Raw genomic sequence first — 15,351 nt, forward strand, 5'->3', positions numbered from 1 at the left:
AGCGATGTCAACGCGGCCTGAATCCGTCCTCGTAGGTCATCCGTTTACCAGCGCCAGCGTCTCCCGTTCGCGCTGCTCTTCCCGCACCAGCCGCTGCAGCAGCAGGGCCAGGGTCACCACGTCCTGGTGGTTGTGGTCGGCCACCCGGCGCAGATTCACCGCATCACCGCCGCGCAGGAAACGCAGCCACGCACCCGGGGCTTCAGAACCGGGTAGATCATCCTCGCGCACCACGCGCAGCAGTTGCCGCTCGATGGTGGACAGCTTGCAGTTCTCCCACGTACCGCGATAACGGCGGCGGGTGGGATACAGCAGGTCGACGTGGTCCAGCGCGGTGATGGGATCGGCCTGCCGGGCCAGCCGGTAGCGCGTCTTCAACAGTGGTGCGTCGTAGCTGCGGCCGTTGTAGCTGCAGAACACGGTATGCGGCTGCAGCCAGCCGGCGAAGGTGGCCAGCATGGCTTCTTCAGCGGCCATCGTGGAGATCAGCAACTGGCGGATGCGCAGGCCCTCGCCCCGCTTCGGGCACACGTGCCAGTCGGCCGCGCCGATCATGAAGGCACGGGTGCCGGTGCCGCCGGCCAGGCCGGTAGTCTCGGTATCGAAGAACAGCAGGTCGCGTGCGGCCACGTGCTGGTCTTCGCGCTTGGCGAACGCCAGCGACAGCGGTGCGGTGGGAATGGCCTGTGGCTGCAGTGACTCGATCAGGAACAGGCCGGGTGCGATCTCTTCGCCGGGCAGCTGCCGGTCCTGCGCACTGGCGCGTGCCGGTGCAGGACCGCCACGCGAGCGCATGCCGAGCAGGCGATGCAGGCTGCCGACCTCGGGCCGTCGCAGTGCTGGCGGCGCCGTGGCAGGTGCCGCTGCGCCGGTGGGCTTGTGGCGGATCTCCTGCTCGACCCAGGCGAACACCGAACGCTCGGCCGGCGGCTGCCGCGCATCGTTGGCGGCCACCGGTGCTGGTGGCGTCTCCTGCGCCGGCGCGGCAGGCGTTGCCGCTTTCGGGTCACCGGCCTGCTTCCGCAGCAGGCGCAGCTTGTCCAGGCTCAGGCTCACGGGGCGATCAGCTCCACCGGGTCACGCGTGCTCACCACCACGTCGGCGACATGCTGGCAGGCCTGCGCATCGAACAGGTCGAGCACGCGCAGCGCCAACGCACGCGGCGAGGTTTCATCTTCTTCCTGCGCGGCCAGCACCGGGCCGACGCAGGCCGGACAACCCGCCCTGCAGTCGCAGCGCTGTACCAGTTCGCGCGCGCGCTGCACCAGCTCGGCCTGGCGCTGCCACAGCGGCTCGCTCAGACCGACGCCACCGGGGAAGTTGTCGTACAGGTAGACGGTCGGCACGAATTCCTGCAGCAGTTCCACCGCGCCCGGCTCGCCATCGCTGCCACGCAGCTGGCCGCGGCCGCTCTGGTCGGCAATCGCGATCCAGGTGCCATCGCCGTTGCCCACCGACTTCTGCAGGTCGCGCGCATCGGCCATCACCGCCACCGTGGCAACGATATGCAGCGCATAGGCCGCGCCAAGGAAACCATCCAGCGCATCCTGCTTGCTGGCGAAGGCGCGCAGCAGCAGCGCCTGCGGCAGCTGCCACCAGACTGCGGTGGTGTGCAGTTCCTGGTCGGGCAGGTTCACCGGGCCGTAGCCGATGTTTTCGTGGGTGTAGTAACGGATCTTCTTGTAGCCGGCCACGCGACGTACCACGTGCACTTCGCCATGGTGTGAATCACCACGGCCTGCTACGCCTCCGTCGAAACGGTCCAGCACCTTGAGCTTGGTGAAGTCGATGCTGTCGGTGTAGTAATCCACATGCGTGCGGGTGACGTAGGCCTTGCGGCCTTCCCAATCCAGTGTTTCCACCTGGTAGGGGGTGGACTGCACCATGTGGATGGCGCCTTCGTACAGGGTCAGCGCGGCGGCGGAATAATCCACTTCGGCGATGATCTGCTGGCGGCCATCACTGCGGTCGACTACCACGAAGTTGCCATCGGCCACCGCGCGCAGGCTGACCGCGTTGGCCGGATAACTGTCGGCGATCCATTCCCAGCGTTCGCCTTCGCGGTGGATCACTTCTGTCTCTGCCAGCGCCTCCAGGAACACCTCCGGGTCGATCGGGCCGAAGCCATCACCGACCCGGAACGGCAGCTCGAAGGCCGCACAGCGGATGTGGTCGAACAGGATCAACGGCTGGTCGGGTGCGATGCGCGCGTGTTCCGGCGACGCCTCGGCGAAGAAGTCCGGATGGCGCACCACGTACTGGTCCAGCGGCTGCGAGCTGGCCACCATCACCCCGAGTGCGGGCTGCTGGCGGCGACCGGCGCGGCCGAAGCGCTGCCAGGTGGCGGCCACGCTGCCCGGGTAACCATTGAGGATCACCACGTCCAGGCTGCCGATATCCACGCCCAGTTCCAGCGCCGAGGTGCTGACGATGCCATCGATGTTGCCCGCGCGCATCGCACGCTCGGTCTCGCGGCGCTCGGTGGGCAGGTAGCCACCGCGGTAGGCACGGATGCGCGGCGGCTTGCGCGGGTCGTGGTCGAAGATGTCCTTCAGGTACTTGGTCAGCACTTCCACCATCAGCCGCGTCTGCGCGAACACCAGGGTCTTCAGCCCCGACTTGATCGCGATGCGGGCGATGCGGTTGCTCTGCGAACGCGCCGACGCGCGCAGGCCCAGGTCCGGGTTGATCACCGGCGGGTTCCACAGCAGCACCTGCTTCGGCCCGCTGGGCGCGCCGGATTCGGTGATGGCGGTGACCGGGGCTTCGATCAGCGCCTCGGCATGCGCCTGCGGGTTGCCGATGGTGGCCGAGCACAGGATGAACTGCGGTTGCACCCCGTAGAACGCGCAGATGCGCTTGAGCCGGCGCAGTACGTTGGTGACATGGCTGCCGAACACACCGCGATAGGTGTGCACTTCGTCGATGACGATGTAGCGCAGGTTCTCGAAGAACTGCGCCCACTTGGTGTGATGCGGCAGGATTGCCTGATGCAGCATGTCCGGATTGGACACCACGATGTCGCCGTGCAGGCGGATCGCCTGCCGCGCATCACCGGGAGTGTCGCCATCGAAGGTGAAGGCCTTCACCCCGAGGTCGCCGGCGCGGTTGAGCTCCAGCAGTTCGGCCACCTGGTCCTGCGCCAGTGCCTTGGTCGGGAACAGGTACAGCGCCTTGGCCTTGTCCTGCATGGCGGCGCTGACCACCGGCAGGGTGTAGCACAACGACTTGCCGCTGGCAGTGGGGGTGACGATGGCCACGTGCTCGCCACGCTGGCTGGCCTCCCAGGCCTCAGCCTGGTGGCTGTAGAGCTGTTCGATGCCACGCGCCTTCAGTGCCGCAGCCAGGGCCGGTGGCACGGAATCGGGAATCGGCGCATAGCGGCCTTCGCGGCCGGGAATGGCGAAACTGCCGGTGATGCGGTCCTGGTAGCGGCGCTGCAGGCGTGCACTGAGCAGGGCGCCATCGCGGGCGGGCAGGCCGTCGCGGGTGGCGAGCTGCTGCTCCGCATCGGCGGTGCGCTTGGCGAGTTCGTAGGCCATGGAAAGTGGAGCCGGGACGGATTGCGAGGGGTCACATGGCAGCACATCCATGTCTCAGGATGTGAGACATCGCGCGCGAAGGGCGTGAATCGTTCAGCGCCACGGGTCCGGACGCTGCGCGATATCCGCGTCAAGCGCCTCGTTGCGGCGGAGGAGCTGCACCATGCAGATCACAAACCGCACCGCGTGCCAGCCCAACGCCAGCAATGCCACCGCCTGCCAGCCAGACGCAAGCGGCCAGCCCAGCTCCAGGCGCTGCGACAACGGCATCCAGGCGGCGCCGAAGACCAGCACGCACAACAGCAGGCCCAGCCACGCCAGTTGCCAGAACCCTCCCGTGGGCGGATAGCGCCGTCGGTCACTGGCCAGGCACCATGCCGTGCCCGCGCCGAGTACCCATCCATCGCAGGTGCGCACTTCCAGCAGCATCGAGCGCCCGCGGGAGAATGCCGCAGCGTGCTCCCATTTCTCTGGAAGCTGCACACGCCGGTCATTGCCCAGCAACCACACCCGTGATGTCTGGGCAGTACGCTGGTACGCGCGCAGGCGCCCGCGGACCCGCAGCACGCGCTGCGCTGTCGCAGGGCCGTTGCGGCGAGGGAGGCCGAGCCAGGCCGCAAGACCGGCGATGGCGAGCAACGGCATGGCGGGCAGGCCCGGGACGCCGGCGGCCGCCCATAGCGCCAGTGCGGCAATCACCAGCGGGGAAGAGCGCAGGCCAGGACCCCGTCGCATCGAAACTTCTTCGGGTGTCTCCAGGCGTTCGCCACAGACGCGGCTGGTGGCTGCATCCGGCCGTGCAGCAGCGATACTGAAGCCGTTGAGACGCACCACCACCGCCACGCGTTTGTCCAGCACCACTTCGGCTTCATTGTCTTCCGAGAGGTAGGGCCATGCCTGCCTTGGGACTAGGACGGGAACTCCACCCAGCAGGCCGTCACCAACCGGGAAGTTGTTCCAGCATGCCCCCCCGGTGAACACCCCGCGCAGCCGTTTCACCTGGTTGTCGTGGTCGCAGCCGGTCAACGCGCGCACCGGTGCCAGTGCCATGTGTTCGTCCGCGCCCAGCGTCCGCAGCGTGCTGCTCCGGCGCAGCGAGGCGATGCCTGCGCGGACACGCGATGTCCGTTCGGCGGCAGTCGCGATGACCATCAGGCACACGACCGCCAGACCAACCAGTACTGCCGCGCGCGACATCAGCAGGCGACTGGCCGACGCGGCGGGCGTGTGGAGGGAGCTGTCATCAAGGAGGGCCTTACCGGGAAAACCGCAGGATGCCGCCCCCGCCTCCCGAGGGGAATGAAGTTCGTTGCAAACTTCGGCGCCCAGGCCGCGCAGCGATGATGCGTGACACACCCTGAATGCCCCCGCAGTTGCCAACGAAATCTGAAGCCCGCATCCGTATCCTTGTTCACTGGACGCAACCAACTGGGTGGATGGCTGTGGCACGACGTGGAACGCAGGGAGTACTGCTGGCCAGCCTGTTGCTGGCGGGCATCGCGCAGGCGCAGCAGGCAGCGTCGGTAGCGGTGTCCGATCCTGTGCCCGCTTCCCCTGCTGATGCCCCGGCAGCACCTACCGCGCCGATCTCCACCACCCTGCCGCAGGACAATGTCACCACCCTGGGCGAAGTGCGTGCGCTCAAGCCCGATGACGAACCGCTGGACCTGTACCGCTTCAAGAATCCTGTGAAGTTCGGCGACAACCGCTTCAGCCGCGACTGGAGCGAACCCCCCTCGCCGGAGCAGGTCAGCATGGGCGGTGGCTACATCATGATGGGCGTGGTCAAGGGGGTGATGGCGGCGGCCAAGGGGATCAACAAACTCACCGGCGGACCTGCGCAGATCCAGGCCGCCGTGGCGCGGCCACCGCCGGAGCTCAGTGCCGAACAGCAGCAGCGTGCGCTGCGGTTCTCCCAGGAGCAGGATGCCGGTGATGCACCGCCGGTGAAGTAGGCCGGTATATCCTGCCGGCTCCCCACCGGTAGGGCTGCCATGTTGCTGCGTTCGATCTGCCTGTTGGCCGCATTGCTGCCGATCTCCGCCTTCGCGGATGGCATTGCCGATGATGGCGCCTGCCGCAATGGCGCGTTTCCCTCCGGACAGAGCCGGTTCGCCCTGGCACGGGTGATCGATGCGCCCCGTCTGTACCTGCTGGGTGACATGGACGGCTGCCCGACGAAAGGCGAACCGGCCTGCCGCCAGCGCAGCTATGTGGTCAATGGCGATACCGTGGTGACCGGGCGTGATCTCGGCCACTACCGCTGCGCGTTCTTCCCGAACAAGGTGGGCGGCAGTGCCGGGTGGGTCGACCGCAGCAAGCTGCAGGCGTTGCCGGTGGTGGTGCCAGCGCTGCAGGATTGGGCGGGCGAGTGGAAGGATGGCGACAACGGCCTGAAGATCCGCGTGCAGGGCGGGCAACTTCATGTGGAGGGTGACGCCTACTGGCCCTCAGCCAACCCCACGCCGGAGCAGCGTCCCTACGGGCCGAACATGGGCCAGGTGGAAGCGCGCGCGGCGCCGCGTGGTGCCGATGTCGAGTTCGTCGAAGACGCTTGCAGAGTGCGTGCGCATTCGCTGGGTGAGGTGCTGATCGTGGCCGACAACAGCGAGTGCGGAGGCATGAACGTGTGCTTCAATGGTGTGTACCGGCGCGCGGGCAAGCGCTGAAGGGCGCATGAGGGGCCAGTAGATCCACGCCATGCGTGGATGCGGGCTCGCGATCCAATCGGTGGGGTCAGAGCCCTTTCGCCTGCGAAAGGGATCCGACCCCGAAATTACCGCCGCCGTTCCAGCCACCACAGCAGCGAGGCGCACAGCACGAAGGCCAGCCACCATGGCCAGCGCGAACCCGGTACCGGCTGCGCGACCTGCGCATTCGCGGGCGCGCTGCGGGCCAACGCCCGCGTGGTCGCATCGATCATCGCCTGCCGATACAGCGCGGGTGCGTCCTTCGAGTCGAACACATAGCGCCAGACAACGCTGTCACCATGCTGCAGGCGCTGCCAGCCTGCCTCACGGGGCCACCAGCCGGCGCAGCGCAGCGCCGATGTCGCGCCATCGACGATCAGGGGTACATCGTCACCACGTTTGTTGAAGACCTGCAGCGGCGCTCGCACGCCACACAGCGCCTGCCGTTCGCCTGCCCAGCTGATCGGCTGCGGTGACCACAGCGCATCATCGCTGCCCTGTGCGCGCGCCAGCGTGGCCACCACGCTGCTCCAGAGTTCGCCGTGGCGGTCGTCGCGCCCGGCCAGCACCCAGCGCCAGCTGTCGGTCAGCGGCAGCAGGCCGATGCGGCCCTTGCCGACCGCGCGCCAGCCGCCGATCACATTGCCGGCACGATCGTGCAGCAGTGCGCTGCTGCCGGGCACCTGCAGCGCCAGTGCTTCCAGCGCGGGCAGGGCAGCGCCGTGCGAGCTGCGGTCGGCCTCTTCGCCGTAGCCGGTCGGCAACGTGCCAGCGGCGAGTGGGCCACGTCGTGCGGCGAGGATCGCGCTCTCGCCATCGCCGGGAAGCTCGAGGGGGCGGCTGTTGCCATCGCCCTGCACGGGCAGGCCCAGGTCGCGGAGGCGTTGGCGCGCACTGGCCGAAGGTGCGCCCGCGCTGCGTACCAGCACGCCCAATCCATCGCGCAGCGCCTGGTGCACGGCGGCCAGCTGGCCCGCACTCAATGCTGCCAGGCTGCGTTCGTCCAGCAGCAGCAGATCGCTGCGCGTGAGTGATGCTGCATCGATCAACACCGGGCCATCGCCGACGCTGAGTCCGGCCCCGGTATCAGCCTGCACCTGCACACGGATGCCGGCATCGGCCGCCCAGCGGCGCAGGTACTTCAACTCTGGGCCCGGCGCACTGGCGCGTACCAAAAGGCGCGACGGTGCGGCCGGCAGGGTCTGCTGCGGCACCGGGACGCTGTCTACCACATGGCCGTCGGCATCGAGCAGGCGCAGCTTGAACACGCTCCGGCCTTCGGCGCGGGCGATGCCGCTCAGCTGCACGCGGCCGTCCCCGGCAACGTCCGTGCGATCGACCACGCTGTCGGCCGGGTCGAGCAGTTCTGCTTTCGCCTTTGCCGCGCCACGCGCCTGGGCCAGTACCTCGAAGCGTGCACCGGGGGCCACATCGGCCGGTGGTTGCAGCGCGATCCAGCCGCGCGGCTCCGCTACAGCCTGCCAACGTACATCCGGTGGCAGCACCGCGTCGCGGTCCCGTGTGGCCAGGCCCGCACCGACCAGCGTCAGCGTGGAGGCTGGATGCTGGCGCAGCGCGGTGGCCAGGTCGGGTACGCGCTGTGCGCCGGGCACATCGGCAGCTTCGGGCAACAGCAACAGTGGGCCTTCGCTGGCCGGGAGTGCGCCGGCCTTGCCAGCATCGATCCCAAGTACGACCAGCCCGCCGGCGGGCTGCTGGCGGGTAGGGGGGGCCAAGCAGAAATACAGCAGCATGGCAGCGGCGATCTGCAGCGCGATGCTGATCCAGCGGCGGCCTGGGTGCGTTGTGCTTCCACGCAACTGGCGCACGCTGGCGATGACCACGACCAGGGCAAGTGCCAGCGCAATCCACAGGTTCGGGCTGGAGGGGGTCATGGCTGCGCCTCCAGCGCATCGAGGTAGCGCTGGCCCATCGCATCGGCCGCACTGCGCCGCATCGCCTGCGGCAGTGGACGTTGCAGTGCCCGCCACAGCTGCGCGCGCAGGCGCTGGCGACAGTCGCCGCAACCGGGCTCGATGCGCAGCTGCTCGATGGCCGCGGCCAGATCCAGAGCATCGGGCAGGTAGGCCGCGTTGCGCTGCTGCCAGGCTGCGAGCGCATCGAGATCCGGTGCGCCGTTGTCATCACCGAGGCGTTGCCAGGCTTCAACGATGGCAGGATCCGGCGGAGTGCGCGCGGCCAACGGCAGCTCGCGACTGGCCAGTCCGGCGCGATCACCCCCGAGGCGACGGCCTTCATCGATCGGTGGCAGCTCTGGCCCGACCCGGGCCAGATAGATGCGTTCGGCCTGCTGTACCTGCTTGATGAAGCCCAATGCCTTGTAGGCGAAGGGCAATGCCTGTTCCGGACGGCCCTGGCGCAGCTCGCCTTCGGCCGACCACATCTGGTCCAGCGCGGCTTTCAACGTGGCGCGGGTCTGCGGATCGAGCAGGGTCGCCGCTTCGGCGTGGTCATGGGTGTGGCCATACTCGGAGAGCACGTCGGTGTCGCTGCCGAACACCGGTGGCGTATCGGCATTGGCCGGCTTGCCGCCGTGATCGTGGCCATGCGCGCCGGCATCGGCGCCATGGTCGTGATCGTGATCGTCGTCGTGGTCGCCTGCGGCCGGCGTATCGCTGGTGGGCAGGTCGCTGGTCGGCGGTGTCTTCGGCGCACCTTCGCTTTCCTCGCCCAGGAACTGGCCGTAGCGCAGGCGCAGGATGCGCTGGTCGACACCGATCGCATCGCTGCGCTTCACGAAGTCCCCGGCGGCCAGGCTGCGTCGCTGCCGGATCAGGGCTTCGGCATCGATGATGATCTGCCGCTGGCTGCGGAAGTACGCAGGCAGGGTCTTCTTGATGCGGCCTTCGAGCTCTGCACCGAGCGCAACTTCGGCGCTGGGCATGCGCAGGATCACGCTGCTGCTGCGCCCGGTCTGTGGCGTGGGTGCGTGATTGTCGCGCACCTCCAGCTGGGCGATCACATCGTTGCCGGGCTGCGCGCCCAGCGCAGCCAGATCAAGCGTGTGGGCGAAACGTCGCGCCGTGGCTTCACCGCTGCCGGCAAGCCTGACGCTGCGTTTCACGAAGGTGATGTTCTCCCCGCTGCCCTGGGTGGTGGTGATCGACAGCGTTGCCTGCGCCGCGACACCGTAATCGTCGCTGGCTTCGAAGCGTAGTGCCCACTGCCGTTGCCCCGGCGTACCCAGCTCCAGGCTGGCCGTGGGCTCCAGTACGCGCACGCTGGGTGCACGGTCGGCCACCACATCCAGCCGATGCAGGCGGGTTTCTGCCAGTGCCGGTTCGCTCACCACGCGGTACAGCACTGGCGTGCGTGCCACATCCTGCGCCTGCCACTGCCCTTCGTGCTCGCTGAGTGGCAACCGGCGACCATCGTGGAACTGCAGCCATGCCTTGTCCGGTGCGCGGTCGAAGCGCAGCGACCAGGACAGTCGGCTGTCGGCGGCGACCTTGGCGTCCAGCGCATTCTGGGTATGCGTGGCCTGGCCGGTATAGGCCGGCGCGTCGATACGCAGGCGGGTGGACTGCAGGCGCAGTGGGCCCGCGGCAGCAGCGCTGCCAGGCGCCGGCGTGCGGGCAGGCGCGGAACCGGGGTTCGAACGTGGCCAGCCCAGTGCCAGCACAACAATGGCCAGGCCTGCGATCCAGCACAGCGCCAGTGCTACACGCGGCCAGCGTGGACGTAGCTCCGGCATCGCGCGTTCCAGCGTGGCCAGCACATGCGCGCGCTGGCGCTGCTGCAGTGGATTGAGCGTTGCGACATCGGCGAACAGCAGGTCGGCACTGTCCTCGCTGGCACCGCTGCCATCGAGCTGGCGCCGCAACCACTGCGGGTCCAGCTGGCGGGCACGCGCTGTGGCGAGGGCCGCACACACGAGCAGGCTGACCGTGCCGACCACGCAGGCGATATCGAAGCCCGCCAGGCGCAGCGCGAGCACCGTCGCGGCCAGCGCCCACGGCAGGCCCAGCAGCAGGGTGGTGAGCGCTCGGCGGCGGCGTGCGCGTTGCCAGGCGTGCTGCAGTGTGTTCATGCGGCCACCCTGCGCTGGGCACTGCTCGCCATCCAGCGTTCCAGCGCGAACAGCAGCACGATGGCCAGCAACAGCCAAGGCGTCGGCTCACGCAGCGGTGGTGTTGCAGCAGGCAATACGGCCCTTTGCGGTGCCTGGTCACGTGCATCGCCCAGGCGCGGGGCCGTGGGCGGTTGCAGCGCCAGCAGCAGGGCACGCGGCAACTGCGGATCGCGCAGCGCGGCGTTGCTCGCGGTATTCCAGTCGCCCGGCAGCGCCAACAGATAGCCGTGGCCGATGCGTTGCTGCCACAGCAGCGGTACGCCCTCGGCGTCGCGCAGCACGACGCGGGCGCTGGCAGCGGGCTTGCCGGCAGTCATGACACGACCGCCGTCGCGCAGCCACGTCTGCCAGGCCACTGGCAGTGCATCGTTGCGGCTCCACACGCCGATCTCGCCGCGTTCTGGCACAGCATTCCCCGCCAAAGGCGAGGGCATTGCCTGCACGCCCCATGCAGTTTGCAGTGCATTCAACCAGTGCTCGGCAGTGGCGGGCGCCTGGCTGTGCACGCGTAGTCGAGGCAGTGCGGCTGCAATCTGCGGCGGTGTGACCGACATCGGCTGCGTGTGCCACTGCACCTTGCGCGACAACTGCAGGCGGGCGCCATCAAGGCCGGGCAAGGGATCGGGTATGTGTACGGTCAGCGCGGTGCCGGCCGGCAGCTGCGCATCCAGCTCGCGCAGCAGGCTGGGCAGGGAAGCAGCATCTACCGGCGTGGGCTGTTCGATGCTCGGAAAGCCCGGTGCCAGCCAATGCCAATCGCGTAAATCGGCGCTTCCGCGCAGTGCGGTCGCGTCCAGGCCCGGTGCCACCACCGTCCACGCGGCTGGCACCGGTGCAGGGCCGGTCAGCGCCGGGCGCGCCAGCAGCAGGGCCAGTGCTGCCAGCAACAGCAGGCGCACCAGCAGCAACGGCCAATCATCGAAGCGGATGCGCTGGCGCGGCCGTACCTGGGCGCGCAGCCAGCGCAGCGCGGCGAAATCCAGGGGCGTGTAGGGATGACGACGGGCGAGGTGGATCAGCAGTGGTAGCAGCCATGCGGTGAGCGCCGCCAGGCCCAGTGGGAACAGCAGGCTCATGCGCCGCCCCTGCGGCCGAACAGCGCCTGCAGCGGCTGGTCCAGCGGCTGGTCGAGCCAACCGGTGGCACTGGCGATGCCGCTGGCCTGCAGGCGCGCATGTAATGCGCTGCGCGCGTCAGCGAAGCGCTGCAGGTAGTCGGCGCGGATCGCCGTGCCATCGCCCAAGAGTTCCTCGCCGGTTTCCGGGTCGCGGAAGCGATGGCCTGCGTCAAAGGGGAAATCGCGCTCGTCGGCAGTCAGCACCTGCAGCAGCATCACCTCGCGACGCGAGCTGGCCAACTGCTCCAGCAGCGCGGTGCCCGCGTCATCGAAGCCATCGCCGATGGCCAGCAGCAGATCACCCGGGCGCACGCGTTCCCACAGAGGGCGCAGGCGCTCGGCGGCTGGCCATTCGCCACGCGCCTGAAGGGCGTGCAGCTGCAGATGCACACGGTCGCGCTGGCGCGCGCCATGTGCGGCTGGTACCAGTTGCAGGCCTTCGCCGTTGATGGTCAACAGGCCGAAACGGTCGCCCTGTTGCAGGGCCAGTTCGACCACGCAGGCTGCCAGTTGCCGCATGTGATCCAGGCGGCTGCGTGCCGGTGCCGCGCGGTCGGTCTGGCCCGCCGACGCGGTGGCATCGAGCAGCAACCAGACGGTGATCGGGCTTTCGCGTTCGGATTCGCGCACGAAGAAGCGATCCGAGCGTGCGTACAACTTCCAGTCGATCTGGCGCAGTTCGTCACCGGGCTCGTAGGCACGGTACTGGGCGAATTCGAGGCCGGCGCCACGACTGCGGCTGGCATGCTGGCCGATACCACTTGCACCGCTGGCCAGGCGCGGCCACAAGCGCAGCGTGCGCAGGCGTGCGCGCAGTTCCGGTGGCAATGTCAGCGGCGTACCGGCGTTCACGCGTGGCTCAACCCGGGAACGGCACGGCCTGCAGCAGCGCAGCGACCACGTCGTCGGCACGCTTCTGCTCGGCTTCGGCGGCGAACGACAGCAGCAGGCGATGGCGCATCACCGGTGCGGCCAGCGCCTGCACGTCCTCGCGGGTGGCGGCGAAACGGCCCTGCAGCAGTGCGCGTGCTTTCGCCGCCAGCACCAGCGACTGCCCGGCACGCGGGCCGGCGCCCCACTTCACCCATTGGTTGATGGCCGCCGGTGCGCTGTCGCCGGGACGGCTGGCGCGCACCAGGCGGGTGATCCAGGCCAGCACGTCGGGGCTGACATGTACCTGGCGCACGGCCGTCTGCAGCGCGATCACCGCGTCGGCATCCATCACCTTCGGCACGCCCTCGGTGGCACCGCCGGTGGTCTGTTCCAGGATCTGCCGCTCCTCGTCTTCGCTGGGGTAATCCACCAGCACGTGCAGCAGGAAGCGGTCCAGCTGCGCTTCCGGCAGCGGATAGGTGCCGGCCTGCTCGATCGGATTCTGCGTGGCCAGTACGAAGAACGGCGCCGGCAACGTGTAGGTCGTGCCGGCGTAGCTGACCGTGCGTTCCTGCATGGCTTCCAGCAGTGCGGCCTGGGTCTTGGGCGGGGTGCGGTTGAGTTCGTCGGCCAGCAGCAGATTGGTGAAGATCGGGCCCTGCTGGAAGCGGAAATGGCGATGGCCGGTGCCGTGGTCTTCCTCCAGCAGCTCGGTGCCGAGGATGTCGCTGGGCATCAGGTCCGGGGTGAACTGCACGCGCCGGAACTGCAGCTCCAGCGCCTGCCCCAGCGAGCGCACCAGCAGGGTCTTGCCGAGGCCAGGCGCACCTTCCAGCAGGCAGTGTCCACCGGCCAGCAGGCCGATCAGCAGCTGCTCGACCACGGTGTTCTGGCCAACCACCGCGCGTGCGAGCGCAGCGCGCAGATCGTGCAGGCGTGGCAGCAGCGAATCGAGGTCGGGGGAGGTCATGGGCGTGCAGGTCCTATCAGTTGTTCAACGCGTACATCACGATGTTGACGCCGAAGCGGGTGTTGTCTTCGGCCAGGAAACGCTTGTTGCGCCAGTCGTAGTCCCACTCGCAGCCGTAATCCTTGTTGCTGTAGAGCAGGCCCAGGCGGCCATCGACCTCGATGCCTTTCAGGTAGTCGTGCACCAGGTCATCGCCCCAGCCATTGAGTTCGAAGCTGGTGGCGGGCGGACCGTCTGGGAAACGGAAGAAACTGCGGTACAGCGCGTGACTGTTGGGCAGCTTCTGCAATGCCTTCGGGCCAAACAGCCGACCCATCTGTGCCTCGAACGAGGTGGCGAACAGGCCATCGATGTCATGGTTGCAGTCGTCGACGAAGACGAAGCCCCCATTACGCACATAGCGCACGAAGTTCTGCCGCTCGGCGGCGTTGAACTCCACCAGCGTGTGCCCGGCCAGGTAGCAGAACGGCGCTTCCAGCATGCGCGGGTCGGCCAGGGCCACCACGTGTTCCTGCGGGTCCACCCGCAGCGAGGTGTAATCGATCAACGAGGTGATCAGGTTGGACGGCATGCGCGCGTCCACGTCCCAGTCACCGGAGTCGTACTGCAGGCGGGTGAACCAGAAGTCGTAGCGCGAACTGCGCGGGCCTGCCTGGGCCCATGCCGGCAGCGCCGCCGCCGAAGCGGCAGCGGCCAACCAGCGCAGGCAGGCCCGGCGATCCATCAGACCGCGTCGGACAACGACGTAAAGGTGAAATCGCGCAACTTCATCGGCGGAATCATCATCACGAAGCTGGACTCGTCACCGGCCACGCGCACCGGCTTGCCCAGCTCTTCGATGTTGTTGAGCATGATCACCGGCGACTCGTTGAAGCGGAAGTTCTTCACCGGGTGCTTGATCTGCCCGTTCTCGATGTAGAAGGTGCCGTCACGGGTCAGACCGGTCAGCAGCACGGTCTGCGGATCGACCATGCGGATGTACCAGGTGCGGGTGACCAGGATGCCCTTCTGGGTGCCGCGCACCAGCTCGGCGGTGCTCTTCTCGCCACCACTCATCAGCAGGTTGCCGGGCGTGGCCTTGGCCGTCTTGCCCTGCTTCTGTGCCCAGAAGCGCGAATAGTCGAGGTTGGCGACCTTGCCGTTCTCGATGATGGCGATGCGATCGCGCGGCATGCCCTCGTTGTCCCACGGCAGCACCGGCGCTTCCGGATGCCACGGGTCGGCATGCATGTTCACCCGCGGATCGTAGACCTGCTCGCCCAGCTTGTTGCCGCCGCCCTTCTTCGACAGGAAGCTGCGGCCTTCATCGGCCGAGCGCGCGCTGAAGAAGTTCATCATGAAGCTGATCAGGCCCGCAGCCGCCGCCGGCTCCAGGATCACCGTGTACTTGCCCGGTTCCAGCGCCTTGGCTTCCTGCGACTCGGTGGCCTTGCGCATCGCGATGCGGATGTCCTGGTCGGCCTTGAAGTCGGCTGCATCCTTCAGGTTGCGGCCCACCCAGCCCGAACCACGACCGTCTTCGGTGCGCACGGTGCAGGTGTAATCGAAGTTGGTGCTGCGCTGGTAGCCGAAGTTGCCGTTGCTGTTGGCCGTGGCGTAGAAGCCCTGGCCGTCTTCCAGGAAGCCGGCGGCGATCAGTCCGTTGCCACGGCACGGCGCGATCGAATCGGCGGCGACCTTGGCGCGGAAGGCCGGATCGATGGCGGCGGTGGATTCGCTGAAGGTCGGGCTGGCGCGGTAGCTCTGCTTGCCGATGGCCGGCATGAACTCCGGGTTTTCCGGGGCCAGGCGGGCCAGGTCTTCGGCGCGGCGGACCACGCGCTGCAGCGCAGCGTCGTCGAACTCGTTGATCGAAGCAGTGCCCACGCGCTTGCCGAAGGCCACGGTAACGGCCAGTTCGGTGTTGTCGACAATGCCGCTGGTGGAAACATTGTTCAGGGCGAAACGGATGTTGCCGTTGATCGAACCCGCCAGGACGGCCGTGCACTCATCGGCCTTGGACAGGGCGATGACCTTGTCGAGGATGGCCTTGGCCTGGGCTTCGGTGAAGATACTCATGGTGTAAG

At 68.1% G+C, this 15,351-nt stretch carries 12 protein-coding genes; 2 read left to right on the forward strand and 10 right to left on the reverse strand.

Going from position 1 to position 15,351, the window contains the following annotated elements; genetic code table 11:
* Window positions 1-36: 36 nt before the first annotated feature.
* The 3 genes from HUT07_RS00470 to HUT07_RS00480 form a co-directional block, all read right to left on the reverse strand.
* On the reverse strand, window positions 37-1,056 hold the full coding sequence (locus tag HUT07_RS00470) for a ribonuclease H-like domain-containing protein (RefSeq protein ID WP_176019246.1): 1,020 nt from the start codon (window positions 1,054-1,056) through the stop codon (window positions 37-39).
* The gene (locus HUT07_RS00475) at window positions 1,053-3,542 is read right to left on the reverse strand and encodes a DEAD/DEAH box helicase (RefSeq protein WP_176019247.1); all 2,490 of its coding nucleotides are present in this window, start codon (window positions 3,540-3,542) and stop codon (window positions 1,053-1,055) included. The genes HUT07_RS00470 and HUT07_RS00475 overlap by 4 nt, the downstream gene beginning before the upstream one ends.
* Before the next feature lie 93 nt (window positions 3,543-3,635).
* Window positions 3,636-4,970 carry a hypothetical protein gene (locus HUT07_RS00480; RefSeq protein WP_254898788.1) on the reverse strand — a complete coding sequence of 445 codons (1,335 nt, stop codon included), beginning with the start codon at window positions 4,968-4,970 and terminating at the stop codon, window positions 3,636-3,638.
* 8 nt (window positions 4,971-4,978) lie between these two features.
* Between HUT07_RS00480 and HUT07_RS00485 the strand changes: the two genes are divergently transcribed.
* Window positions 4,979-5,497, forward strand: a complete 519-nt coding sequence (locus tag HUT07_RS00485) for a hypothetical protein (protein ID WP_176019248.1) — start codon at window positions 4,979-4,981, stop codon at window positions 5,495-5,497.
* 39 nt (window positions 5,498-5,536) lie between these two features.
* Window positions 5,537-6,211 carry a hypothetical protein gene (locus HUT07_RS00490; RefSeq protein ID WP_176019249.1) on the forward strand — a complete coding sequence of 225 codons (675 nt, stop codon included), beginning with the start codon at window positions 5,537-5,539 and terminating at the stop codon, window positions 6,209-6,211.
* 107 nt (window positions 6,212-6,318) lie between these two features.
* Here HUT07_RS00490 and HUT07_RS00495 read toward each other — a convergent pair whose 3' ends face one another.
* Genes HUT07_RS00495 through HUT07_RS00525 form a run of 7 tightly spaced genes read right to left on the reverse strand, consistent with a single transcriptional unit; the run spans window position 6,319 to window position 15,343 of the window.
* Entirely contained in the window at window positions 6,319-8,127 is a 1,809-nt protein-coding gene (locus HUT07_RS00495; protein ID WP_176019250.1) for a hypothetical protein, read from the reverse strand.
* Window positions 8,124-10,283 (reverse strand): hypothetical protein, encoded by a 2,160-nt coding sequence (locus HUT07_RS00500; RefSeq protein WP_176019251.1) that lies wholly within the window; start codon window positions 10,281-10,283, stop codon window positions 8,124-8,126. The genes HUT07_RS00495 and HUT07_RS00500 overlap by 4 nt, the downstream gene beginning before the upstream one ends.
* Entirely contained in the window at window positions 10,280-11,401 is a 1,122-nt protein-coding gene (locus HUT07_RS00505) for a BatA domain-containing protein (RefSeq protein WP_176019252.1), read from the reverse strand. Before HUT07_RS00505 ends, HUT07_RS00500 begins: the two co-directional genes overlap by 4 nt.
* Entirely contained in the window at window positions 11,398-12,294 is an 897-nt protein-coding gene (locus tag HUT07_RS00510; RefSeq protein ID WP_176019253.1) for a DUF58 domain-containing protein, read from the reverse strand. Before HUT07_RS00510 ends, HUT07_RS00505 begins: the two co-directional genes overlap by 4 nt.
* A 7-nt stretch (window positions 12,295-12,301) precedes the next feature.
* Window positions 12,302-13,285, reverse strand: coding sequence for a MoxR family ATPase (locus HUT07_RS00515; protein WP_176019254.1), 984 nt, complete (start codon window positions 13,283-13,285; stop codon window positions 12,302-12,304).
* A 16-nt stretch (window positions 13,286-13,301) separates the two neighbouring features.
* Window positions 13,302-14,009, reverse strand: a complete 708-nt coding sequence (locus tag HUT07_RS00520; RefSeq protein ID WP_005421001.1) for a DUF4159 domain-containing protein — start codon at window positions 14,007-14,009, stop codon at window positions 13,302-13,304.
* Window positions 14,009-15,343 (reverse strand): TldD/PmbA family protein, encoded by a 1,335-nt coding sequence (locus HUT07_RS00525; RefSeq protein ID WP_176019255.1) that lies wholly within the window; start codon window positions 15,341-15,343, stop codon window positions 14,009-14,011. Before HUT07_RS00525 ends, HUT07_RS00520 begins: the two co-directional genes overlap by 1 nt.
* Window positions 15,344-15,351: the final 8 nt, after the last annotated feature.

It is taken from the genome of Stenotrophomonas sp. NA06056, from assembly GCF_013364355.1.
In the GTDB taxonomy this organism is placed as follows: domain Bacteria; phylum Pseudomonadota; class Gammaproteobacteria; order Xanthomonadales; family Xanthomonadaceae; genus Stenotrophomonas.